At 70.4% G+C, this 23,573-nt stretch carries 17 protein-coding genes; 12 read left to right on the top strand and 5 right to left on the bottom strand.

The window, feature by feature from the left end; translation table 11 throughout:
- The first annotated feature begins 179 nt into the window (after positions 1 to 179).
- On the top strand, positions 180 to 2,477 hold the full coding sequence (locus tag WMF12_RS04435) for a D-alanine--D-alanine ligase family protein (RefSeq protein WP_437866205.1): 2,298 nt from the start codon (positions 180 to 182) through the stop codon (positions 2,475 to 2,477).
- On the top strand, positions 2,474 to 3,676 hold the full coding sequence (locus WMF12_RS04430; protein ID WP_437866198.1) for a P1 family peptidase: 1,203 nt from the start codon (positions 2,474 to 2,476) through the stop codon (positions 3,674 to 3,676). The genes WMF12_RS04435 and WMF12_RS04430 overlap by 4 nt, the downstream gene beginning before the upstream one ends.
- Before the next feature lie 24 nt (positions 3,677 to 3,700).
- On the opposite strand, the gene WMF12_RS04425 is transcribed toward WMF12_RS04430, so the two are convergent.
- Positions 3,701 to 4,078 carry an STAS/SEC14 domain-containing protein gene (locus WMF12_RS04425; protein WP_272100194.1) on the bottom strand — a complete coding sequence of 126 codons (378 nt, stop codon included), beginning with the start codon at positions 4,076 to 4,078 and terminating at the stop codon, positions 3,701 to 3,703.
- A 153-nt stretch (positions 4,079 to 4,231) separates the two neighbouring features.
- Entirely contained in the window at positions 4,232 to 5,473 is a 1,242-nt protein-coding gene (locus tag WMF12_RS04420; protein WP_437744371.1) for a glycosyltransferase, read from the bottom strand.
- A gap of 177 nt (positions 5,474 to 5,650) precedes the next feature.
- Between WMF12_RS04420 and WMF12_RS04415 the strand changes: the two genes are divergently transcribed.
- From WMF12_RS04415 to WMF12_RS04395, 5 genes are all read left to right on the top strand, one after another.
- Complete coding sequence (locus tag WMF12_RS04415) at positions 5,651 to 6,739, top strand: Gfo/Idh/MocA family protein (RefSeq protein WP_437744370.1); 1,089 nt, start codon at positions 5,651 to 5,653, stop codon at positions 6,737 to 6,739.
- Positions 6,736 to 7,746, top strand: a complete 1,011-nt coding sequence (locus WMF12_RS04410) for an NAD-dependent epimerase/dehydratase family protein (protein WP_437744369.1) — start codon at positions 6,736 to 6,738, stop codon at positions 7,744 to 7,746. The genes WMF12_RS04415 and WMF12_RS04410 overlap by 4 nt, the downstream gene beginning before the upstream one ends.
- Positions 7,743 to 10,208 carry a hypothetical protein gene (locus tag WMF12_RS04405; RefSeq protein ID WP_437866180.1) on the top strand — a complete coding sequence of 822 codons (2,466 nt, stop codon included), beginning with the start codon at positions 7,743 to 7,745 and terminating at the stop codon, positions 10,206 to 10,208. Before WMF12_RS04410 ends, WMF12_RS04405 begins: the two co-directional genes overlap by 4 nt.
- Positions 10,209 to 10,322: 114 nt before the next feature.
- A complete protein-coding gene (locus tag WMF12_RS04400) occupies positions 10,323 to 11,288 on the top strand; it encodes a hypothetical protein (protein WP_437866179.1) in 966 nt (321 codons plus the stop codon).
- Between the two features lie 116 nt (positions 11,289 to 11,404).
- A complete protein-coding gene (locus WMF12_RS04395) occupies positions 11,405 to 12,781 on the top strand; it encodes an O-antigen ligase family protein (RefSeq protein ID WP_437866178.1) in 1,377 nt (458 codons plus the stop codon).
- A 219-nt stretch (positions 12,782 to 13,000) separates the two neighbouring features.
- On the opposite strand, the gene WMF12_RS04390 is transcribed toward WMF12_RS04395, so the two are convergent.
- Positions 13,001 to 13,732, bottom strand: a complete 732-nt coding sequence (locus WMF12_RS04390; protein ID WP_012233516.1) for a sugar transferase — start codon at positions 13,730 to 13,732, stop codon at positions 13,001 to 13,003.
- 65 nt (positions 13,733 to 13,797) lie between these two features.
- Here WMF12_RS04390 and WMF12_RS04385 point away from each other — a divergent pair, with 65 nt between their 5' ends.
- The 5 genes from WMF12_RS04385 to WMF12_RS04365 all read left to right on the top strand — a co-directional run bounded on the left by WMF12_RS04385 (position 13,798) and on the right by WMF12_RS04365 (position 19,874).
- Positions 13,798 to 14,385: an ATP-binding protein gene (locus tag WMF12_RS04385; RefSeq protein ID WP_437327675.1), complete on the top strand. Its 588-nt coding sequence runs from the start codon at positions 13,798 to 13,800 to the stop codon at positions 14,383 to 14,385.
- Entirely contained in the window at positions 14,382 to 14,681 is a 300-nt protein-coding gene (locus tag WMF12_RS04380; protein ID WP_012233514.1) for an STAS domain-containing protein, read from the top strand. The genes WMF12_RS04385 and WMF12_RS04380 overlap by 4 nt, the downstream gene beginning before the upstream one ends.
- Before the next feature lie 337 nt (positions 14,682 to 15,018).
- Entirely contained in the window at positions 15,019 to 16,575 is a 1,557-nt protein-coding gene (locus WMF12_RS04375; RefSeq protein WP_437744365.1) for a GumC family protein, read from the top strand.
- Positions 16,568 to 18,433 carry a hypothetical protein gene (locus WMF12_RS04370; RefSeq protein WP_437866177.1) on the top strand — a complete coding sequence of 622 codons (1,866 nt, stop codon included), beginning with the start codon at positions 16,568 to 16,570 and terminating at the stop codon, positions 18,431 to 18,433. Before WMF12_RS04375 ends, WMF12_RS04370 begins: the two co-directional genes overlap by 8 nt.
- An 88-nt stretch (positions 18,434 to 18,521) precedes the next feature.
- Positions 18,522 to 19,874 (top strand): hypothetical protein, encoded by a 1,353-nt coding sequence (locus WMF12_RS04365; RefSeq protein WP_437866176.1) that lies wholly within the window; start codon positions 18,522 to 18,524, stop codon positions 19,872 to 19,874.
- A 167-nt stretch (positions 19,875 to 20,041) separates the two neighbouring features.
- On the opposite strand, the gene WMF12_RS04360 is transcribed toward WMF12_RS04365, so the two are convergent.
- Both WMF12_RS04360 and WMF12_RS04355 read right to left on the bottom strand, forming a co-directional pair.
- Complete coding sequence (locus WMF12_RS04360; RefSeq protein ID WP_437866175.1) at positions 20,042 to 21,736, bottom strand: SpoIIE family protein phosphatase; 1,695 nt, start codon at positions 21,734 to 21,736, stop codon at positions 20,042 to 20,044.
- A gap of 479 nt (positions 21,737 to 22,215) precedes the next feature.
- Entirely contained in the window at positions 22,216 to 23,550 is a 1,335-nt protein-coding gene (locus tag WMF12_RS04355; RefSeq protein ID WP_437866174.1) for a nucleotide sugar dehydrogenase, read from the bottom strand.
- Positions 23,551 to 23,573: the final 23 nt, after the last annotated feature.

Below are 23,573 nucleotides of genomic sequence, written 5' to 3'. Positions count from 1 at the left end.
CGGGGTCGCTAGCACGACCTCCGCGCGAGCGGGAGCCCGCCGAGCCCCGGAACCCCGAGCGGCGCTCTCCTGCTTTTTCCCCGGCAAATCACGCCCGCTGGCCGTAACCTCGCACGCGCGTGCGCCTCCGGCAGAGCACCGGGGGAGCCGCGGCCCGGACGACCGGCACAGGAGAGACCATGCGCATCGCGCTCACGCACAACCTGAAGATCACGGGCTCCGCCGAGGAAGCCGAGTTCGACAGCCCGGAGACGATCGCCGCCATCGCCGGCGCGCTCGAGCGAGCCGGGCACGAGGTCGAGCGGATCGAGGTCAGCGGCCCGGCCTCCCGGGTCCTCGCCCGGCTCGAGGCGCTCCAGCCGGACCTCATCTTCAACACAGCCGAAGGTCACAAGGGCAAGACGCGCGAGGCGTTCTATCCGTCACTCTTCGACGAGCTCGGCATCCCGTACACCGGCTCCGACGCCTACACGCTGAACGTCGCGCTCGACAAGTCGCTCACGAAGCGCGTCCTCGCGAGCTACGGCGTCGCCACCCCGCGCGCCCGCCTCGTCAACCGGACCACCCTGGACAGCGGCGCGCTCGACGACATGAGCTTCCCCGTCATCGTGAAGCCGAATTTCGAGGGCTCCTCCAAGGGCATCTTCCGGGAGTGGAGCGTCTGCGAGGACGCGCACCACCTCGCCGAGGTCGTCGAGCGGCAGCTCGCGCGCTTCGAGGCGGGCCTGCTCGTCGAGCACTACATCGCCGGCATCGACGTCGCGTGCGCCTTCGTCGACGGCCTCAAGGAGGCGAACGGCGCGCGCTCGAGCGGCACCGGCATCCCCGAGGGCGTCCTCACCCCGATCGAGTTCGTGATCGATCCCCAGGTGCCGGGCAGCTACAACGTGTACGACTTCAACCTGAAGCACGCGAAGCCCGAGCAGGTCACGCGCCGGCCGGCGCAGCTGCCCGCGGCCACGATCGAGCGCATCCGGGCCATCACGGCGCGCGTCGTGCGCGCCCTGGACCTCAAGGATCACGCCCGCTGCGAGTTCCGGGTCACGCCGTCCCCCTCGCGCAGCCAGGGCCACGACGTCCACTTCCTCGAGGTCGACGGGCTGCCCACCCTCCAGCCGGGCGCCAGCGTCTTCGTCGCGGCGGCGCAGCGCGGCGTCGACTTCGACGGCGTGATCCGGGCCATCGTGAGGAGCGCCTGCAAGCGGCGGGGGCTCCTGCCGCTCCTGGAGAGCAACCAGCCGCGCCGGGCGAAGCGGACCGCGCTCCGCGTCGGCTTCACCTACAACATGAAGCGGAGCGACACGGCCGCGGCCGACAAGGCGGGCCCCGGCACGATGCACGACCTGGAGGCCGAGTTCGACTCGCCGCGCACGATCCAGGCGATCGCGAGCGCCATCGAGAGCTACGGCCACACCGTGGTCCCGCTCGAGGCGACCCCGGACCTGCCGCGCGCGCTCGCGGCTTCCGGGGTCGACGTCGTCTTCAACATCGCCGAGGGGCTCCGCGGCCGCGGCCGCGAGGCGCAGGTGCCGGCGCTCTGCGAGCTGCTCGGCATCCCCTACAGCGGCTCGGACGCGACCACGCTCTCGCTCGCCCTCGACAAGGGCCTCACGAAGCAGATCCTGCGGGCGGCCGGCATCGACACGGCCGAGTGGCAGGTGGTCACGACCGGGCGCGAGAAGCTGAAGCCGTTCCGCTACCCGGTGATCGTGAAGCCCAACGCCGAGGGGACCTCGAAGGGGATCACCTCCGCGTCCGTCGTCAAGGACGAGGCCGCCGCGCGCGCCGCGGCGAAGCAGCTGGTCGATCGCTACCACCAGCCGGCCCTCATCGAGGAGTACATCACGGGCCGCGAGTTCACCGTGGGCCTGCTCGGGGAGCGGCGGCCGAAGGTGCTGCCGCCGATGGAGGTCGTCTTCGTCGACCCGCCCGCCTACCCCGTCTACGGCTACGACGAGAAGCAATCGGACACGCCGCGCGTGCGCTTCGAGTGCCCCGCGCAGCTCACGCCGTCGGAGCTCCGCCGCGTCGAGAAGGTCGTGCGCGACACGTTCGCGGCCCTCGGGTGCCGCGACGTGGCCAGGGTCGATCTGCGCATGACGAAGGACGGCAGGGTGTACGTCATCGAGATCAACCCGCTGCCCGGCCTGACGCCCGACTTCAGCGATCTCTGCGTGATCGCGAAGGTCGCGGGGATGGATTACCGGATGCTGATCGGCGAGATCCTGGCCGGCTGCCTCAAGCGCTACCGCGACGCCCGGGCCGCCACGGCGCCGCGGCCCGCGTTCACCGCGGCGCCGCCTGCGGCGGGCGCCGCCGCGCCCTCCGCGAGCGCGTCGGGCGCCTCGCCGGCCGCCGATCCGGGCCTGCTGGCCGCGCCCGGCCCTGCGCTCGCCGGGCCCGCGCCGCTCCCGGCGGAGGCCGCGCCCCTCTCCGACACGGTCTCCGTCGCGAACGGCGAGGTCGCCGGCCCATGAGCGCGCCCTCGACCGCGCTCAGGCGCCCTCGGCTGCGCGATCTCGGCCTCGCGATCGGCCGCTTTCCGACCGGTCCGGAGAACGCGATCACGGACGTCCCTGGGGTGCGGGTCCACCACGTGACCAAGATCGAGGGCGAAGGCGAGCTCGTCCCCGGCCTCGGTCCGGTGCGCACGGGCGTGACCGCGGTCGTCCCGGCCGACGGCGACGTCTTCCTCGATCGGGTGTTCACCGCGAGCTACGTGCTCAACGGCGCGGGCGAGGTGACCGGCCTCTCGCAGATCAACGAGTGGGGCCTCTGCGAGACGCCGATCCTGCTCTGCAGCACGCTCTGCGTCGGCCGCGTCCTCGACGCGACCGTCGCGTGGCTCTCGCGCAAGCACCCCAAGATCGGCAAGGACTACGACGTCGTGATCCCGGTCGTCGCCGAGTGCGACGACAGCTTCCTCAACGACGCCGTGGGGCGCCACGTGGCGCAGGCCGACGTCGACGAGGCGATCGACAACGCCCGGGGTGGCCCCGTGGCCGAGGGGTGCGTCGGCGCCGGCACGGGCATGCAGACGTTCCACTTCGCGGGCGGGATCGGCACCTCGAGCCGGTCGGTCCCTGTCGGCGGGGTCGACGCCCTCGTGGGGGCGCTCGTGCTGTCGAACTTCGGCGATCGCGAGCTGCTCCGCGTCGATGGGGTCCCGGTCGGGCGGCTCATCAGCGACCGCTTCAACCACGTCCCGCGGCGGGGCCCCGCCGGCTCGATCATCGTGCTCGTCGCCACCGACGCCCCGCTCATCCATCGTCAGCTCGCGCGCCTCGCGCGGCGCGCCGCGCTCGCGATCGGCCGGACCGGCGGGTATGCGGCCAACAACTCGGGCGAGATCGTCCTCGCCTGGAGCACCGCGAACCGGGTGCCTCGCGTCACCACCGAGCAGTGGAGCGCCCCCCGGTCGAGCCGCTCGCTCAGCGTGCACCCCCTCGCGCCGGGCCGGCACATGGCCGAGCTCGTCCTCGACACCGAGGTCGACGCGCTCTACGAGGCCACCGTCGACGTGGTGGAGGAGGCGATCCTCAACGCGATGTTCGGCGGCGTCGACATGACCGGCCACAGCGGACACCACGCGCCGGCCCTGCCGCTAGACGCCGTGGCCGAGATCCTGAAGCAGTACCGCCCCCCGCACCCCTCCGACCCGCCGCCCCTCTTCTAGTGACGGGTCGCCCGCGCCCCAGCGCTATTCCGGATCACCGTGGAGGAGCCACTCGTGGGCCGCGTCCTCGTCCCAGAAGCGCCGGAGGACCTTGTCCGTGCCGCTCTCGCGCGCCACGCGGTTCAGCTGGAGCGCGACGATGTCGCTCTCGATGATCTCGGCGACGCGCATCACCCCGAGCTCCAGGCCGAACTCCTGGACGGCGCGGATCTTCTCCGCCACATCGGGGGACATCGGCCTGAACCCGCGGACATCGGCCTTGATCTTGATCTCCCGGCCCTGGAGGCTCTCGCACGCCTTCCTCAGCTCGCTGACGAAGTTCTCCATCTCCTCGAGGCGGACACGCCCCTCGAGGACGAAATCCACCATGGCGATGATCCGGTCGACTTTGATCTCGAACACGTTGAGAGACCTCCTGCCAGTTCCCGAAGGGGCGGGATGGGGCCGCGTGATCATACCCCGGATCGCGCGAGGACGCGCCTAGGGATCGCGACGCTCACGCGGCAGCGACGCTGGCCGTCGGCCGTGGGAAGCCCGGGCTGGGGTCGCCGCCCTTCACGCCGCGCGCGGCTCGCCGACGCGCGACTTGCCCTGTCCGCGCCGCACGGCGATCGCCTGCTCGTAGATGGTCTCGTACCGCGAGAGCAGCGTGGGCCACTGCCGCTCCTTGAGGATCCACGCCCGCGCGTTCTTGCCGACCTGCTCGAGGCGCGCCGGGTCCTTGAGCGCCTCCACACACCGCCTCGTGAGGTCGGCGCTGTCGCCCGCCTTGAAGACGAACCCGGTCTCGCCATAACGGACGAGCTCCCCCATGGCCGCGACGTCGCTCACCATCACGGGCCGGGCCATGGCCATCGCCTCGAGCGGCTTCAGCGGCGTCGTCAGCTCGGTCGTCCGGGTCCGGATGCGGGGATACACGAGCAGGCTCGCCATCGCGTAGATGTTGAACACCTCGTCGTGCGGCACCCGCCCGGTGAAGGTCACCTTGGACTCCACCCCTCGCTCGCGGGCGAACGCCTTGAGCTCCATCTCCTGGCCGCCGGCCCCGGTGATCACGACGTGCGCGTCCGGGATCTCCCGCGCGATGTCGCCGATCGCCGCGATGAGCGTCTGGAGCCCCTCGTACGGCTGGAAGGTGCCGACGTAGCCGATGAGCTTCTTCCCGGCGAGCCCGAAGCGCTCCCAGGCGCCGGGCGGGGCCTCCCGCGGCGCGAACTTGTCCGAGTCGACGCCGTTGCCCACGACGTGGAGCGCGTCCGTGCTGCGCACCCGCGGCGCGACAGCGCTCTTCAGGGCCTCGCAGATCGTCACCGTCGCGTCAGCGTACTTGTAGACGATCGTCTCGAGGCCGGCCGCGATCTTGTAAGGCGCCGAGTCCTCTTTGAATTTGCCCCGGTCGACGGAGGCGTTCTCCCAGAGGTCGCGCACCTCGTAGACGAGCGGCAGCCCGAAGCGGCGCGCCGCCGCGAGCGCCGGCAGCCCGACGAGCATCGGCGAGTGCGCGTGCACGAGATCGGGCTGAAACTCCCGGATCGCGTCCTCGACGCGCGCCTCCAGCGCCCGCACGAGCTGGAGCTCCCTGACCAGCGGCAGCTTCTTGCCGGTAGGCTCGCGCGTCCGCCAGTACGAGATGCCGCCGATCTCGTCCTTCAGCGCATCCCCGGACCCCTGCTGCGCCGACGTCACCACCGCCGGCCGCATCCCGTGCTCGGCCTGGTGCTTGATGATGTAGTCGCTGCGGATCGTGTATCCCGCAATGACAGGCAGCGACGTATGAAGAACATGGAGCACGCGCACGAATCACCACCCTTCTTTATGCTGCGCCGCGCAGCCTACCCGAGGCCGCCGCGACCGTCATCAAGCTCCTCCACGCGCATGGACGCGCGTGGAGGAGCTTGGACGCGTCCGCGCTGACCGCGGGCCGGCCGAGAGCCTAGCTCTCGGCTGCCACGTTGCGGTACGCTCCGCCGCCGCATGACCCTCAAAATCGCGATCGTCGGCTGCGGCAAGATCGCCGACGGCCACATAGAAGAGATCCAGAAGATGCCGGAGCGGGCTCGGGTCGTCGCCGTATGCGACCTGGAGCTCCTGATGGCCGAGCAGATCGCGGTGCGCTACGGCATCCCGAGCCACTACGACTCGTTCGACCGGTTGCTCGACGTCGAGAAGCCCGACGTCGTCCACATCACCACCCCTCCGCAGTCGCACCTGTTCCTCGCCCGGCGCGCCATCGAGGCCGGCGCCCACGTCTACGTGGAGAAGCCGACTGCGCTGAACCTCGCGGACGTGCGGCGCCTCATCGAGCTCTGCACCGCCGCCGGGAAGAAGATGACCGTCGGCTGGGAGTACCAGTTCGATCCCCCGGCCATCGAGATGCGCAGGCTCGTCGGCGACGGCGTGATCGGTGATCCCGTCCACGTGGAGAGCTGCTTCGGCTACAACCTCGCCGGCCCCTTCGGCACGGCGCTCCTCGGCGACGGCTCGCACTGGGTCCATCGCCTCCCGGGCAAGCTGTTCCACAACAACGTCGATCACCTGCTGAACAAGATCGTCGAGTTCGTGGACGACGAGCAGCCGAAGGTCACCGCGACCGCCTACGCGCTCCGGGAGAAGCGGTTCGGCGACTCGCGCGACGACATGCTCGACGAGCTCCGCGTCACGGTGCAGGGCGCGCGCGTCAGCGCCTACGGGACCTTCTCGTCGCACGCGCGGCCGCCCGGGCACTTTCTCCGCGTCTACGGCACGAAGAACACGCTCCACGTCGACTTCACGAGCCGCACGGTCACCCTCGACGCGTCGCCGAAGCTCCCGAGCGCCATCGGGCGCGTCGTCCCGGCCTTCGATCAGGCCCTCTCGTACCTCCGCGAGGGGGGCAAGAACGTGGTGCGGTTCGCCCGCAGCGACTTCCACTTCTTCTCGGGGCTGAACCGCCTGATCGGCCTCTTCTACGACAGCATCACGCGGGGCGCGGAGCTGCCCATCTCGTACCGGGACATGATCCGGGTCGCGTCGATGATGGATGAGATCTTCCGGCAGGTCCCGCAGGAGAAGGCGCGCACATGAAAGTCCTTGTCACCGGCTCGAACGGCTTCCTCGGATCGGCCCTCGTCGACCGGCTGCTCGCCCACGGCGAGACCGACCTCCGCTGCCTCGTCCGCCCCGCGAGCAACCGCTCGCGGCTCGACGAGATCGAGAAGCGGCGGGGCGTCCCCCTCGAGGTCGCGGTGGGCTCCCTCGCCACGAAGGAGGCCGCCGAGCGCGCGGTCGAGGGCGTGGACGTCGTCTACCACGTGGCCGCGGCCATGGGCGGCGCGCCCGCGGACATGTTCCTGAGCACCGTCGTCGCCTCGAAGAACCTGCTCGAGGCGCTCGTCCACACCGGCCGATCGCCGCGCGTCGTCCTGGTCAGCTCCTTCGGCGTCTACGGCGTCGCCGATCTCCCGCGGGGGTACATCGTCGACGAGAACACGCCCCTGGAGACGCGGCCGGCGCAGCGCGATCTCTACTCGCAGGCGAAGCTCCGGCAGGAGAAGCTCTTCTGGGAGTACCAGGCGCGCTACGGCTTCCCGCTGACGGTGCTCCGCCCCGGCGTCATCTACGGCCCCGGCGGCAACGCCTTCTCCAGCCGCGTGGGGATGAGCCTCTTCGGCGTGTTCCTGCACCTCGGCGGCCGCAACGTCCTCCCGCTGTCGTACGTCGACAACTGCGCGGAGGCGATCGCCGTCGCCGGCCGGAGCGACGTCGCGCGGGGGCAGGTCTACAACGTCCACGACGACGACCTGCCCACGGCCGACGTCTACCTCGCCCGCTACAAGCGCGAGGTGAAGCCTATCCGCTCGCTCACGGTGCCCTACTTCGCCCTCGCCGGGATATCGAAGCTCGTCGAGCGCTACCACGCCTACTCGAAGGGGCAGCTGCCGGCCATCTTCACGCCCTACAAGAGCGCGACCTCGTGGAAGGGGAACCGGTTCGACAACACGAAGCTGAAGGCGCTCGGGTGGAAGCAGCTGGTCTCCACGGAGGAGGGCCTCCAGCGGACGTTCACGTACCTCAAGGAACGCGCGACATGACGGGCTCGCGGTCGCTCGCGTCGCTCGGCCTCGCGCTCGGCCTCGCGGGTCTCCTCGCCGGCTGCGACCGGCGGCAGACCCCGGGGCCCCCGGCGGTCCACAGCGGCGAGGGCACCCAGTCCGCCACCGCCGCGCTCGCGGTCGCGGCGCCGCGCTTCGACGCGCCGGCCGCGCCGCCGGCCACGCCGGCCAAGGGGCACCCCCGGCTCTGGGTGCGCGCGGCCGATCTGCCGAAGCTCCGGGCGCGCGCCACGCAGGCGAACCCCCTGTTCAAGGAGCTCGCCGCCGTGACGGCCGAGGCCGCGGCGGCGATGGACAAGGGCAACATCCCCTCGGAGGGCGACTGCACCCACGCCCGCATCTACTGCGAGGCGCACGCGGAGCTGTTCGCCTTCATGTCGCTCGTCTCGAGCGACGAGGCGGCCCGCAACGACCACGCCGCCCGAGCGCGCAAGATCCTTCTCTATATCGTCGATCGCGTGAACAAGGGGGATCCGCAGGATCCCTTCGTCCGCAGGTTCTCGACCGGCGACCGCGCCCGCTGGGCCGGCGAGTCGTTCGGCCTCACGGTCGACTGGATCTACGGGTACCTCTCGGCCCAGGACAAGGCGGCGATACGGCCCGTCTTCCTCCGCTGGGCGGAGGAGCAGCTGAAGTCGTCGACGACGAGCCACGATCACCCCGAGCCCGTGGGCAAGCTGAACGACCCGGCGATGCTGAAGGAGCCGAAGAAGCGCAGGTACGCCGTGAACAACTACTTCACGTCGCACATGCGCAACCTGACGCTCCTGTCGCTCGCGTTCGACGAGGCCGACGATCCGCCGGATCCGAAGCCGAGCGGCACCTACCCGCGGCTCAGGGACTACTTCGCCAACGTCGCCGGGGCGTGGCTCTACATGACCGACAGCGTCCTGCGGAACGACGCGCGCGGCGGCGCGCCGCCGGAGGGCTTCCAGTACGGCCCCGCGACGCTGGCCTACGTGAGCGAGACGCTGCTCGCCATCCAGACGGCCGGCGAGGCCGATCCGGCGAAGTGGGGCCCGCAGGTGCACCTCGACGGCAACCCGTTCTGGCACGAGTTCATCCCGGCCCACCTCCACAGCCTGAGCCCCGCCACGCCGGCGGGCCGGCTCGGGCCGACCCACGAGGCCGCGTGGACGGGCGACGGGGAGCGCTACGAGTACACGGATCACATCGACCCGTTCGCGGCGCTCGGCCTCCACGCCGAGAACAGCGGCAACGCCGAGCGCCTGAACGCGCTCCGCTGGATGGCCATCCACGCCGGCCCGGGCGGCGCCGCAGCCCTCGCGCGGCGCGCCCGCTCGCAGCTCGGCCAGGTCCACAAGCGCCACTCGATCATGTACTTCCTCCTGCTCGACCCGGCGGTCACCCCGACCGACCCGCGCCCCTCCACCCCGCTCACGCACTACGGCCCCGGCCTCGGCCAGGTCTTCGCGAGGACGAGCTGGGGGCCCGAGGCCACGTGGCTCCAGTTCCAGCTCGGCTGGGAGCAGATCGACCACCAGCACGGCGACGGCCTCAGCTTCGGCTTCTACCGCGGCGGCGAGTGGCTCACGAAGGAGCGCGTCGGGTACGGCGCCTTCATGGGGAGCTCCGAGCAGCACAACACCCTCGCGGTCGAGAACGACAGGAACCGCCGCCACGACGACCCGAACCGCGGCGAGCTCTGGCGGCGCGGGTCCCAGTGGCCGCTCGTGCACACGGGCGATCCCAGGGTGCTCGCGAAGAGCTTCGCGCAGGACTACGTCTACGTCCTCGGCGACGCGACCCCGCTCTACAACTCCGAGTACGAGAACATCCGCGACGTCACGCACGTCAGCCGCGCGCTCGTGTGGCTCAAGCCGGACCACCTCGTCCTCTACGACCGCGCCGCCACGGGCAAGGACGGGCGCTTCAAGCGCTTCTTCGTGCAGACGCCGAGCGCGGCGCAGGTCGCGGGGAAGCTCGCGACGGCCACGACGGCGAAGGGGCAGAAGCTCTTCGTGACCACGCTCCTGCCGGAGAGCGCCGTCATGGTGGCCGAGCCGTACAAGCCGACGGGCACCTGGGACACCAAGCCGGCCGAGAACGAGCCGATGCTCGCGACCCTGCGGGTCGAGCCGCCGGCCCCGATGCCGAAGGACACGCGCTTCCTGCACGTGCTCCAGGGCGCGGCCGGCAACGCGACGGCGGATCCGGTGACGCTCGTGCGCACGAAGCGCGGGACGCCGTTCGCTGGCGCGGCGGTGAAGGGCACGCTGGTCCTGTTCCCGGTCGAGCTGGGCGCTGTGTCCGAGGTGCAGTTCACCTCGCTCCCCGGCGTGACGAAGCACGTCGTCACGGGGCTCTCCCCCGGCGCGTCCTACGACGTGATCAGGAAGCCCGCGGGCGGCGGCGACGAGATCACGATCCGCGCCGGCTCGGCCGCCAAGGCCGACGAGGGCGGCGTCCTCACCTTCTGAGCGCCGTGTCGCAAACGGCAAATGCGACGATGATGCCCTCCGCGCCACGCTTGTCCTCGGCGTGGCGCGCTGCAATAATCCATTCTCCTTGCCCACGTCCTGTACGGAGATGCCATGAGCAAGAAGCGACTCGTCTCTGCCGGCGCATTTCTCGTCGCGCTGGGCGCCATGTTCATCCCCATCGAGGGCACGGCGCCGGCCGCGACCGGCCCCATCGCGAAGGCCGGCTCGCTCGATCTGTCCGGCTTCGCGAGCGCCCGGCCCGATACCCCGCTGGATCTCCTGTTCATCCATCACTCGTGCGGCGGCCAGCTCCTCACGGAGACGGGCGCCGAGAAGGAGAAGGCGTCGTGCGTCTACGAGGCGCACCCGAACGGAGGCGGGCTCAAGAAGAAGCTCACGGAGCAGGGCTACCGCGTCCACGAGGCCTCCTACGGCAGCGAGATCGGCGAGAAGACCGACCTCTTCGACTGGGCGCCCAAGTTCCGCGACAAGATGGACAAGGTGCTCCGGGTCGCGCTGAACGACCAGATGCACCCGGACGGCGTGGTGAACCGGATCGTCGTCTTCAAGTCCTGTTATCCCAACAACCGCTTCGTCGGCGAGGGCTCCGCCCCCGGCAACCCGGCCGGCCCGGAGCTCACCGTCTGGAACGCGAAGGCCACGCTGACGTCCATCCTGCCCGACCTCGCGAAGCGGAAGGACACGCTGTTCGTTTACGTCACCGCCCCCGCCAACGTCCTCAAACGCTCGAAGGAGCCCGCCTGGAAGTGGACCGCGAAGCGGCTCCTCGGGAAGCCCTCCGACGCCGAGATCGCGCAGCGCCAGGCGGATCTCGCCCGCTCGTTCAACAACTGGGTCAAGTCGCCCGACGGCTGGCTCAGCGGCTATCCGGAGAAGAACGTCGTCGTCTTCGACTACTACGACGTGCTCACGAACAAGGGCGAGTCCAACTTCTCCCTGCACGGCTCGGAGGGGAACACCGACAACCACCCCTCGAGCGCGGGCAACGCGAGGGCCGCGGATGAGTTCGTCCCGTTCCTGAACCAGGCCGTGCGCCGCGTGGGCCTCAGCACGTAGCGTCGAGGGCCCGGAAACCACGCCGGAGGGAGCGAGCGCAAGTCGCTTGACGCGAGCCGCGATCCTCCGGAACGTCCCCCACCACCCGAACGGCGTCTCCGCCGAGGACCCTCGACATGCTCGCGCTCCCCGGGGTCATCCTTCTCATCGTCTTCATCTACGGCAGGCCTCAGGAGTGGGACGAGCGCTTCGAGAGCCTGCCGTTCCTGTACCTCTGGCTCGGCCTCGCCTTCATGGGCATGGGCCTCGATCTCGCCATGGGCAAGGTCAGGCTGAAGGCGACCCCGCAGCTCCGGTGGGCCATCGTCGTCTACTCCTGGTGCGTGCTCACGCTGGGCTTCCGGAACCCCGCCGAGTTCACCGAGGGGTTCGTCTCGATCAGCGTGACGTTCGTCCTCTTCTTCCTGATCGGGCACAGCCCCGACGGCTTCAAAGGGTTCCAGAAGCTCGCCGCCACGGTGCTCATCATGGGCCTCTTCGTGGCGGGCGTCGCGATCCACCAGGGGTTCTCCTCGTTTCAGTGCCTGGCGATGACGCAGACCATCGGAGGCTCGCGCGGCGAGGCGGGCATCCCCGACGGCCGGTCCTGCGAGCTCCGCGTGGACTGCCGCGAGGGGCCGGGCGCCGATCCCGAGGTCGAGTACCTGTGCGAGCGCGTCGGCCTCTTCAAGACGTCGACGATCAACGGCCGCGTGCGCTGGCGCGGCGTGCTCCAGGATCCGAACGAGCTCGCGCTCACGGCGGGCATCGTGCTGCCGTTCAGCTTCGCGATGTTCGAGCAGAAGCGCTCCTTCACGCGCGCGCTCATGGTCTTCGGCTCGCTCCTCCTCATCGCGACCGCGATCATCCTCACGCAGTCCCGGGGCGGCCAGCTCGTCTTCGCGACGGTGCTGGGCGTCTACTTCGTCAAGAAGTACGGCATCCGCGGCGCGATCTTCGGCGCGATCTGCGCGGCGCCGCTCATGATGCTCGGCGGCCGCGGCGGCGGCGAGGCGGATGAGTCAGCGAACGAGCGCACGGAGATCCTGGGCGAGGGCCTGAATATCTACCGGATGTTCCCGCTGATGGGCGCGGGCTTCCGCCAGTTCACGGAGCACCACTGGCTCACCGCGCACAACGCGTACCTCCTCGCGCTCTCGGAGCTCGGTCCGCTCGGGATGTTCGCGTGGACGGCGATGATCTACCTCACCCTCAAGATCTCGCTGGTCGCGCTCAAGCGGTACGAGCACGGCGCCCAGTTCGCGGCGATCCGCGCCTGGTCCATGGCGATCATGGCCGGGTTCTGCGGGATGATGGTCGGGATCTTCTTCCTCTCGTTCACCTACCACTACGTGCTCTGGATCTACTTCGGCCTGGCGGGGGCGCTGTATTCCGCCATCAGGAGCGTCGATCCGAACTTCTCGATCCGGCTCGAGAAGCGCGACGTCTACCGGCTCATCCTGGCCGATCTCGCCCTGGTGCTCGTGATCGTCGTGCTCAGCAAGAGGGCCTAGAGCGACAAACGGGTTGAAACCCCGGAAAAGAGCAGGAATTTGAACCGCCAAACGCGCCGAGGACGCCAAGATTGTGTTTTGTTCTTGGCGTCCTTGGCGTCTTGGCGGCTCAGTTCTCGCTCGATCAACGTGATCGGTGTCCTAGCAGAGCCGCGGGAAGCGCCCCCGGTTCAGCGGAGAGAGCGCCATGGCGCCGGGGTCCGGAGGCGCGGCGCCCGCTCAGCGCCCGAGGCCGAGGACCATCACGAGCGGCGTCTTCACGATGATCGAGAGCTCCATCTGCAGGAACGTCGAGAGCTTCTCGAGCGACGCGGCGTACGCGAGATCGAAGAGCAGCTTCATCCGCATGTCGTCGGCCTCGGCCCCCTCCGCCTCCTCGAGGCCGAACGGGTTCGTCAGCGTCGCCTCGAACGCGGCGACCTCGCTCTCCGCCGGGGCGCGTCCGGTATACCCGAGCGACACCTGCGCGAGCCCCGTGATGCCCGGCTTGATGTCGCGCATCCGCTCCTCGAAGAAGGGAATGGCGAGCGCGAGGTTGACGAGCAGCTCGGGGCGCTCGGGGCGCGGCCCCACGATGCTCATGTCGCCCATGAGCACGCTCCAGAACTGCGGGATCTCATCGAGGCGCGTCTTGCGCAGGAAGCGGCCGACCCGGGTGATGCGCGGGTCGTCCTGCTGGGCGAGCACGGCCCCCGTCAACTTCTCGGCATCCACGCGCATGGAACGAAATTTGCGCATGTGGAATTCGACGAACCGCGGGTAGGCCACGCCGTCCCGCACTTCCGTGCCGATGAGCATCCCGGCACGGCGCTGCATGTAGAAGATCGGCCCGGGCGACTCGAGGTAGATAGCCGCGCCGATGAGAGGGTAGAGCGGGAGGGTCAGCGTGAGACCCACGAGCGAGCCCGCGATGTCGATCGCACGTTTCGCTACACGAACGCCAGGTGTCACTGTTTACCTTGTGGCTCCCATAGTCGAGAACGTGGTAGGGTACAAGCTCGGATGGAGGTTTGGGCGTGATCCGACTCCGCGTACCAGGTTCGTTGACCTATCGCCACCTCGCCCTCCGCGTGGTGGCGGCCGCATGCAAGATGGCCGCGCCGGGGAGGGTCGAGGGCGGGTCGCCCGGCCTCACCCAGGAGGATTTCGAGGACCAGACCGTCTCGGCGTTCGGCGAGGCGTTCAACAACATCGCGATTCACGGATACCGCGCTGGCCCGCCGGGCGACGTCGACATCGAGATCGAGTCCGACGCGGACGGCATTATCATCCGTTTGATGGACACGGGCTGCAGCTTCGATCCCGCGGCCATCGACAACCCTCCCATCGACGACCTCCCCGAGTCCGGGATGGGGCTCTTCATCATCAAGTCGTTCATGGATGAGGTCGACTACTGTCCCGGCAGTCCGAATGTCCTCCGTCTTGTGAAACGGAGGGAGGGCAGCTCGTGTATTGCCGGCGACGGGGGTGAAGGCAGCAGCGAACAAGAGCATTCCGACGCCGATTTCGCCGGGGCGACAGGGCATCGGACGAGCAGTTTTCGAATGCGGAGCGTCTCCCGTTCGGGCGCGACCCGCGCCGCAGGGGGAATCAAAATCCAATGAGTTATACGCGGACCGATAACGGCAGTGAGACGGTCGTGCAGTTCGAGGGGACCCTCGACGCAGTGACCGCACCGGAGTTCAGGACATTGGTGGACGAGCTGGTGGCCGAGAACCGGCAGAACATCACGCTCGAGCTCTCGTCCCTCCGGCTGATCGACAGCTCGGGCGTCGGCGTCATCGTCTCGCTGTTCAAGCGGGTACGGGCCAACGGCGGCCAGGTGCGCATCGTCGGGCTGAGGGATCAGCCGCGCGCGATCTTCCGCCTGCTGCGCCTCGATCGGGTGTTCCCCACGTGACGCTCGGTGGCGGCGCGCGCGCCGCCACCCCGGCCCCCCGGCCCACCCGTCGACAACGGTTGCGGTGGCAGCGCCGCGCGGCAGGTGTCGCGCGGACGGTGCAGCGCGGCTGGCGTCGCCCGGGCGGTGCCCCTTGTCGCCGTGGTGCTGGTTGCGCGTGCTGCGCGTACTGGAGGCGTGTTAGGCGTGGGGTTGCGCGCAGCGGGCACAGCCGGAGCTGGGTGCAACAAGCTGGCGCTCGGGCGTCGCACGTCTACCATAGCCAACCAGCCTGCCTGACCGGGGTGCGCGTTCTCCGGACCGGGCGGAGCAAGGCAACCTTCGAGGAGCGGGGACCATGGACAAGAAGATGAACCAGCAGCTCTCCGGGCCTACCCCGCCCCAGGAGGCGCTCGGGGCGATCCCCGCCGACGCAGCGGCGCGGCCTGCAGGTCCGCAGCCGCCCAGCGTCAGCGCGATGATCAACCGGACGCTGGCGCACTGGTACGTGGCGGTGCTGGTGGCGATCGCGGGGCTCGGGTTCACGGTGCTCGTCGTGCAGTCGAGGAAGCCCGCGTACCGCTCCGAGACCGTGATCTTCTACCGCGAGGGCGTCAAGGCGACGTACCTCGGGCCCGACGGGCCCGACCCGCTCCGCACCCTCTCCGCGCGGCTCAAGGAGACGCTGCTCGCGCGCTCCAACCTCGAGAAGGTCGTGACGGAGTTCAACCTCTTCCCCGACGTCCTCGAGAAGCGGGGCATGGTCGACGCGGTCGATCGGCTCCGCGCCAAGATCACCTTCAAGGCCCGCTCGCAGGACACCTTCGCGATCTCGGCCGAAGGAGAGACGCGCGAGCAGGCGCAGGAGGTGACGCAGCGGCTCGCGGACATCCTCGTCGAGGAGACGACCCGCATGCGCAGGTCGCAGGCGAAGCTGACGAACGAGTTCCTCGACGCCGAGCTGAAGCGCGCCGAGCAGGACGTCGAGAAGGCCGAGGCCGAGCTCGCGGCGTTCCTGGCCGAGCACCCCGAGTTCGCTACCGAGCAATCCACACCCGGCGGCTCGCAGGGCGGCGCCGCCATCCGCGAGCGGGAGCGGCGCGCCACCGGGACCGACCCGACCCTCGAGGCGCTCGAGCGGCAGGTGCCCCGCCTGCGCAGCCGGCTCACCGGCAAGCCGGAGCAGCCGGCGGCGAGCGCCGCCGGGGTGCCCTCCCCCGCGCTCACCCGGCAGCGGGATCAGGCCGAGCAAGAGCTCGCCACCGCGCGGCGGGATCTGGCCGACAAGCAGTCCCGCTTCACCGAGCAGCACCCCGACGTCCGGGCGGCGGCGGCCCGCGTGACCAACGCCGAGGCGGCGCTGCGGCGCGCCGAGCAGGCGCTCGTCCTGCCGCCGGAGCCGGTGGTGGAGGTCCCCGCGACCGACGAGGCCGAGAAGGCGAAGATCAAGTCCCAGCTCGCCGCTCTCGAGCGGGAGATCGCGGTGCGCAGGGGCGCAAAGAAGGGCAACGCGGCCGACGCGAGCGAGGCGGCGAAGCAGATCATCAACACCGAGACCGACTGGTCGCGGCTCAGCCGCGAGAAGGCGCGCGCGCAGCAGCGCCTCTCCGACCTCGAGGGCAAGTCGTTCCGCGCGGAGATCGCCGCGAGCTCGGAGCAGGGCGGCTACTCGGCGCAGATCGAGGTGCTCGACCCGGCGTACCGGCCGAGCGCGCCGTCGAGCCCGTCGCGGTTGATCATCGCCATCGGCGGGCTGTTCTTGTCCGTTGCGGCCGGCATCGCGGCCGCCGCGGCGCGTGGCATCGTGTTCGACGATCGGGTTTACGACATGGAAGATATCGATCGAATGGCGCTCGCTCCGGTGCTCGTCGTCGTTCCGCCCGCCGCGCGCGCGCCCCGAGGGCGCCGTGGCTGAGGCAGGCGGAGCTGAGCCGGGAAAGCCCCCGCCGGTCGCTTCCCTCGAGCGGGCGCTCGATCAGGTCTGCGACTTCCTGAGTCGCGCGGAGCAGACCGCGCGGGTCCGCGCCCTCGTCATCGAGGCGCGCCGGCTCCGCAACGTGGTCGGCAACTGGCGCTCGATCGCGCCGGATCCGGACGTGCGCGAGGAGATGATCGCCCGCGTCCTGCGCCTCGCGAACGACGCGGAGGACGTGGTCTCGGCGGAGCGCCCGAGCTCCAGCCAGGACGACCCGAGCGCCGCGTTCGACTCGCCGACCATCCGGCAAGATCTGCCCCCTCCGCCGCCGCAGCACCCGCAGGCGATGGGGCTGCGCCTCGGCGCCGCGCAGGCGCCGGGCGCTCACCCCGGCGCGCAGCAGCCGCTCAGGGGGCCGTCGCCAGCGACGGCGCTCTTCCTCGGGGGTCCCGCGGCGAACCACGGAGAGCACCGCGCGCACCCGGGTACCGCGACGGTGCTCGGCATGCCCGCGCCGGCGCTGCCGCCCGGCCCCGAGCGGCAAGGCTCATCCCCCGCGATCGCGCGTGTCGCCGATCTGAGCGCGACGCTGAGCAGCCCTGGGCTCGTATCGAGCGGCGGGAGGCCGGGCAGCTCGCCAGCGCTGCCGGTGCCGATCGAGCGGGTCATCGCCTCGCCGGCGCGCGACGTGGGGGTCCGGGACGCGGGGGCGCCCCCCGGGGGAGCGCCGTCCCTCGAGCGATCGTTCAGCGGCGCGTTCCCCTCGCCTCCGTCGCTCGTCTTCGATCGCGTGGTGCCGCCCGCGACGCGCGAGGTGACGGTGCGCGAGGTGCCGCAGCCGCATCAGCAGCAGCAGCCGCCGCAGCAGCCGCCGCCCGAGCGGCCGATCGAGCGCTCGCTCACCAGCACGTTCAACTCGCCGCCCTCCCTGATCTTCAACCGCGTGGTGTCGACCCCGGCGCACCAGGCCGTGGACGCGAAGCTGCAGTCGCTGGATCCGACGTTCGAGGAGCCGCCGTCGCTGCACATCGAGCAGCTGCGCTCCCTGCCCACCACACCGGAGAACGCCGGGTTGCTCCCGGAGGAGTCGCTGCGCGGCCCGGGCGAGATCACCGTGCGCCCCGTGCCGATGCCGGACGCCGTGGATCCGAACATCGTGATGCTCCGCGCGCCCTACTCGCCCCAGGCCGACGCGTACCGGACGCTCCGGCGCAAGCTGCCGACGGGCTCGGGGATCACCATCGCCGTGACGAGCGCAGGGCCCGGCGAGGGCAAGACGTCGTGCGCCATCAACCTCGCGCTCGCGCTCCGCGAGACAGTCCGCGGGAAGATCCTCCTCGTCGAGGCGAACATCCGCAAGCCCGGCATCGCGAAGGCGCTGCGGTTCGAGCCCCCGAGCTGCTTCACGGAGCAGCTCCAGCGCCACGTCAACGACCGGTTCGCGCCCTGGGTCGTCGTCGATCAGGCGGCGCCCGCCGTGACGCCCGGCGACGACGGCGGCGAGTCGTCGTCGGACAGGAACGCCGCGCCGATGGGCGGCAGGTCGCCCGACGCGAGGCTCGCCCTCCAGACGCCCGTCCACATCCTGGCCGTCGATCCGCGCACGGAGCGGCCGCCGATCTTCGACGGGGTGGCGTTCTCGACCGCGATCGAGAGCCTCAAGCGCGCGGGCTACTCGTACATCATCATCGACACGCCGCCGGTGCTCGGCAGCATGGACCTGAACGTCATCGGCGACTCGGTGGACGGCGTGATCCTGACCTCGCTGGTCAAGAAGTCGACCCGCAAGGCGATCCGCCAGGCCATCGAGCAGCTCCGGCCGGCGCCCATCCTCGGTGTCGTCCTTCTCGACGCCTGAACGGCCGGCGCGCGGCGTTCGCCTCCTTGCGCCGAAAGGTCGGGGAGGCATAGCCGAGCGCCGGCTCCATTGTTACCTTGCAGCCCTCATGCGCTCCGGACGAGGTATTGCGGTCGCGGCCTTCGGCTGCGCGATCCTCACCCACCACGACGCCCGGGCGCAGGACGCAACCCTCCAGGGCGTCTTCAACGGGTCGATCGGCGTCACCGACAACGTGCGCTCCGCGGCCGAGCCCCCGGATGGGAGCCCCAAGGCCGATGGCCTGGGGACCGCGAGCCCGGGCCTGATCTTCACGTACACGACGCCGCGGACCGCGCAGACGCTGTCCTACACGTTCTCGACGAGCTTCTTCTTCCGGGAAGCGGACGCGAGCTCGTACTCGAACATGGCCATGTGGTCCGGCCGCTTCGTCACCTCGCCGAGGACCTCGCTGACGCTCGGGGCGAGCGGGTCGCAAGGCCAGCTCAACACGTTTCAGCTCGAGCAGACGCCGGGGACCACGACGCTCCCGGCGAACGAGGGCGGGACGACGAACTTCGTGCAGGGCTCGTTCAACGAGGGGTTCTCGCTCCAGGCCTCGCCGGTGTGGTCGCTCGGGCAGGCGGCGACGTTCGCCGTCTACAACCCGCTCGAGGATCGACCGCCACGCACGTACAGCGCGACGAACACGCTGACGGCGCAGCGCGTCTTCCGCCACGACGTCGCGGCCCTCGCGCTCTCGGTCGGCTACACCCATTTCGACAACGTCGATGACTTGTATACGTCGCGCGACCAGCTCCTCAGCACGCTCGTGGCGAGCTGGCAGCACGACCTCGGACGCCGCTTCTCGAGCCAGCTCGACGTCGGCGGGGTGGTCGCGACGGACCTGAAGGACGGCGCTGGGTCGCTCGCGCGTCCCGCCGGGCTCGCGGCGCTGCGCTACACGCACGAGCGGGGCGAGGCGGCCGAGCTCGCGTACACCTATTCGGCCACGCCGAACGTCTTCCTGCAGCAGACCCAGCTCTCCCATATGCTGACGCTCCGCGCCGCCGTGCCCGTCCGCCCCGCCTGGCACCTGGCGGTCGAGGGCTCGCTCGGCGGACAGCTCGCTCAACCTCTGACGATCACGGGGGGTGAGCTCGACACGGGCCCGACGACGCTCGCGTTGCTCACCGACGTCGCGCTGCTCTGGAGCCCCGTCATTGTCGTCCCGGACTTCGCGCTCGCGCTCCGGTACCAGCACATGAACCAGCGCGCCGAGGCGGCGACGACGGTCCGTAACACGCTCCTCCTGTCCGTGTCGGGCGCGTTCCCGCGGCGGACGGTGCCCGGCTCGCGCATCCTGATGACCCAGCCCTTCGGCTCGGCAGGCCCTTCCGGCACGCCGCGCCAGCAGACGCCGAGCGACCCGGTGGAGGGCGAGGCGCCGGCGTCCGCCGGCGCGGGCGACGCCGCTCGCTGAACGCGGAGGGGCGCGCTCCCCAGCGGCGGCCGGAACGCCGCCCTTGGCGCGCTCAGGTGCGCCGCCCGGAGGCCACCCGCCCGTGGCGCGCTCAGGTGCGCCGCCCGGAGGCCACCGCCCGCGGCGCGCTCAGGTGCGCCGCCCGGAGGCCACCGCCCGCGGCGCGCTCAGGTGCGCCGCGCGAGGAGGAAGGCCCTGTCGTCCTCGGGCAGCTGGTCGCCGCGGAACTCCTCGAGCATGTGCGTGAGCTTGTCGGCGATCGACGCGACCGGGCGGCCAGCGCTGGTGGCGCAGAGCTTGGCGAAGCCCGTGCCGAGCGCGTGCAGGCCGAGCATCTGCTTCGACGAGTTGCGCAGCTCGGTGAGCCCGTCGGTGTACATCGCGAGCACCTCGCCCGGCGCGAGCACGCTCTGGTGCGCCTCCATCGGCACCAGGCCGACCCCGAGCGCCGGGTTGACGGCCGCCTGGAGGTGCCGCAGTCCGCCCTCCGCGGTCGCCGCCAGCGCCGGCGGGTGCCCTGCGTTGACGCACTCCATGCGGCCCGTCGCGGGGTCGAGGGCGACGGCCACCATCGTGACGAACGAGTGCTCCGGCAGGTACTCGCAGAGGTAGGCGTTCAGCCGGTCCATCATGCCCGTGATCCCGCGGCCGGCGTCGACCGTCGCGCGCACCATCGTGTGGACGCTCGAGCCGATGAGCGCGGCCTGGAGCCCCTTGCCGCAGACGTCCGCCACGGCGAGCATGATGCGGCCGTCCGGCATCGGGACGATGTCCACGTAGTCGCCCCCGACCCACCGGCACGGCTCGAAGCCGAGCGCCACGTCCAGCGCCTTGAACTCCAGCCGCTTCGGGACGAAGGTCCGCTGGATCTGGTGCGCCATCTCGAGCTCGCGCTCGATCGCCGCGTGCGCCTGCGCGTGGCGCCGCGCCTCCCAGGCCGACTCGGCCTGCTGATAGACCTCCGCCGCGAGCGCGATGAGCCCGAGCCACTCGACGCTGCCGAAGTCGGGCGGCAGGGTCACGTAGAGCAGGTTCATCATCTGCTCCTCGACGCGCAGCGGACAGGCCACGACCCAGAGGGCCATGACGTCGCGCGACATCGTGAGCTCGACCGTGGCGCTGTCGCTGACCAGGTTTCCGGCCAGCACCGGCTCGCGCGTGTCCTGCACCGCCGCGAGCACGCGGCGCGAGATGTACGGCGGGGCGACGGAGTCCTCGCGCCGGAGCGACTGGAACGGGCGGTGCGGCCCGGACAGGATCGTCAGCGCGCCGTTCTGCCGGAGCCGCAGCGCGAGCGCCATGCTGCCGTGGAAGTCCTCGCGGACCATCAGCTGGCAGAGCGCGTCGAACCGATCCGTCGCGTCCTCGATGCTGAGGAGCCGCCGCGACAGGTCCATCAGGGTGAACAGGTGCTTCGCCGCGATCCGCGGAGGGTCGAGCTCGCCGAGCTTGCGGATCGCGGTCGGTTTGTCCTCCTCGAAATGGAGGCCGCCCGGGTCGATCGGCACACGAGGGGCCCGCGCCGTGAGCTGGAACTCGAGGATGTAGTCGCCGATCCCGATGCGATCGCCCGGCTTCAGCACCTTCTCGTTGATCCGCTCGTCGTTGACGAGCGTTCCGTTGGTGCTGCCGAGGTCGCGGATCCACCACCGGCCGAACGGATCGCAGAAGAGCTCCGCGTGGCGCCGTGAGACCGTGTAGTGGTCGAGCGTGAGCTGCACGCCCGGCGCCCTGCCGATGACGATGTGGGACTCCGTCAGCGGCCGTCGCGTCCCCGGGAGATCGCCGAGCCGGATCTCCAGGTGGCCCTTCCAATCCGAGCTCGACGGCGCAGGGCCCAGGCTGTCATCTGCAGGCGACATCGTTCGACCTGGCCCGACCATGGGCGGCGGCGTGGACATGGACCGTCTTTGATGGGTACCGAACCGGCGCCCTGACATCAAGGGGATGCTCGCGATTTCGCGAGCTCGGCAAGAGCTGCATCGGTTACCGTCGGTTACCGGGTTACCGGGTTACGGCGTTACGGGGTTGCCGGGTCACGAGGATACGTGGTGACGAGGATACGCGGATACAAGGTGACGCGGCTACGAGGTCGCGAGGACACGCGGAGCCCCTCGCGGTTGCCGAGGAGTCACCCAGGAGCTCCGCCATGGCGCCCGCGCTGTGGCGTGGGCGCTACGGCGATGCCCGCGGCGCGCCGCCCACAGCGCGGGAATCGAGCGACACGCCACGGGGCCAGCGGCGACACGGCAAGGACGCCGCCGCTGGATGCCTGGTCACCAGGACCGCCGCGCTGGCGTGCGACGCCTGCTCGCGCCGCTCGGGGCGCCCTCGCCCTCCGTCAGGCCTTGACCACCTTGGGGTTCGCCGCGCGGTAGACGCCACGGGCGTCGACGATCAGGGCGGCGTGGTTCAGCACCAGATCGTAATCGACCACCGAATGGTCGGTGACGATCATGACCGCGTCGTGGCTCTTGAGCGTGTCCTCGTTGAGGGGGACGGACGAGAGCTCCGGCAGATGCGGCCAGGTGCGCATGCGCGGCAGCTTGGGCACGTGCGGGTCGTGGAAGCTCAGCACGGCCCCGAGCTTGCGCAGGAGCTCGATGATCTCGAACGCGGGGCTCTCGCGCGGGTCGTCGATGTCCTTCTTGTAGGCGACGCCGAGCAGCAGGACCTTCGTGCCCTTCAGCGCCTTGCCGCGCTCGTTCAGCGCGAGCTGGAGCTTGTTGACGACGTAGTGCGGCATCTCGACGTTCACCTCGCCCGCGAGCTCGATGAACTTGGTGGACACGCCGTACTCGCGCGCCTTCCACGCGAGGTAGAACGGGTCGAGCGGGATGCAGTGGCCGCCCCAGCCCGGGCCGGGGTTGAACCGCATGAAGCCGAACGGCTTGGTCGACGCGGCGTCGAGCACCTCCCAGACGTCGATGCCCATGGCGTCGTAGACGACCTTGAGCTCGTTCACGAGGGCGATGTTGATGGCCCGGAAGATGTTCTCGGTCAGCTTCGCCGCCTCGGCCGCGCGCGCCGAGGAGACGGCCACGACGCGCGCGATCGCCTGCGAGTAGAGCGCCTGCGAGAGGACCAGCGACGCGCGATCGACGCCGCCGACGACCTTCGGGATGGTCGCGGTGCTGTGATCGCGGTTCCCCGGGTCCTCGCGCTCGGGCGAGAAGGCGAGGTAGAAATCCTGCCCCATGCGCAGGCCCGATTGCTCGAGGATGCCCTTGACGAGCTCATCGGTCGTGCCGGGATACGTGGTGGACTCGAGGACGACGAGCTGCCCCTTCCGCAGCCGCTCCTTGATCTTCTGGGCGGAGCCGACGACGTAGCTCATGTCGGGCTCCCGCTGGGCCGTCAGCGGGGTCGGGACGCAGATCAGGATGGCGTCGGGCTCGCCGAGCCGCGAGAAGTCCGCCGTCGCCTCCAATCGGCCCGTCTTGGCTGCCGCCGCGATGCGCGCGGGATCGAGGTGCTTGATGTAGCCCTTCCCCTCGCTGAGCGCGGTGACCTTCTCCGGGTCCACGTCGAAGCCCAGCACGCGGAAGCCCTTCTCGATGAACGTGAGCGCCAGCGGCAGGCCGACATAACCCATGCCGATGATGCCCACCTGGGCTTCGCGGGAGTTGATCTTGGCCAGGAAGCTCTCGACCGCAGGGGGATGCGTCTCTGCCATTTCCTATTATCTCCAGTGGTGGA

This window comes from Sorangium sp. So ce363, assembly GCF_051520435.1.
GTDB classification, from domain to species: domain Bacteria; phylum Myxococcota_A; class Polyangia; order Polyangiales; family Polyangiaceae; genus Sorangium; species Sorangium cellulosum_B.
Note: the sequence above shows the minus strand (reverse complement) of the source record. Positions and strands in the feature narration are given on the sequence as shown.

Bases quoted from the DNA above. Each gene is read 5' to 3' on its own strand.
- WMF12_RS04435 (WP_437866205.1), top strand. From the start codon at position 180: ATGCGCATCGCGCTCACGCACAACCTGAAGATCACGGGCTCCGCCGAG.
- WMF12_RS04430 (WP_437866198.1), top strand. From the start codon at position 2,474: ATGAGCGCGCCCTCGACCGCGCTCAGGCGCCCTCGGCTGCGCGATCTC.
- WMF12_RS04415 (WP_437744370.1), top strand. From the start codon at position 5,651: ATGACCCTCAAAATCGCGATCGTCGGCTGCGGCAAGATCGCCGACGGC.
- WMF12_RS04410 (WP_437744369.1), top strand. From the start codon at position 6,736: ATGAAAGTCCTTGTCACCGGCTCGAACGGCTTCCTCGGATCGGCCCTC.
- WMF12_RS04405 (WP_437866180.1), top strand. From the start codon at position 7,743: ATGACGGGCTCGCGGTCGCTCGCGTCGCTCGGCCTCGCGCTCGGCCTC.
- WMF12_RS04400 (WP_437866179.1), top strand. From the start codon at position 10,323: ATGAGCAAGAAGCGACTCGTCTCTGCCGGCGCATTTCTCGTCGCGCTG.
- WMF12_RS04395 (WP_437866178.1), top strand. From the start codon at position 11,405: ATGCTCGCGCTCCCCGGGGTCATCCTTCTCATCGTCTTCATCTACGGC.
- WMF12_RS04380 (WP_012233514.1), top strand. From the start codon at position 14,382: ATGAGTTATACGCGGACCGATAACGGCAGTGAGACGGTCGTGCAGTTC.
- WMF12_RS04375 (WP_437744365.1), top strand. From the start codon at position 15,019: ATGGACAAGAAGATGAACCAGCAGCTCTCCGGGCCTACCCCGCCCCAG.
- WMF12_RS04365 (WP_437866176.1), top strand. From the start codon at position 18,522: ATGCGCTCCGGACGAGGTATTGCGGTCGCGGCCTTCGGCTGCGCGATC.
- WMF12_RS04360 (WP_437866175.1), bottom strand. From the start codon at position 21,736: ATGTCGCCTGCAGATGACAGCCTGGGCCCTGCGCCGTCGAGCTCGGAT.
- WMF12_RS04355 (WP_437866174.1), bottom strand. From the start codon at position 23,550: ATGGCAGAGACGCATCCCCCTGCGGTCGAGAGCTTCCTGGCCAAGATC.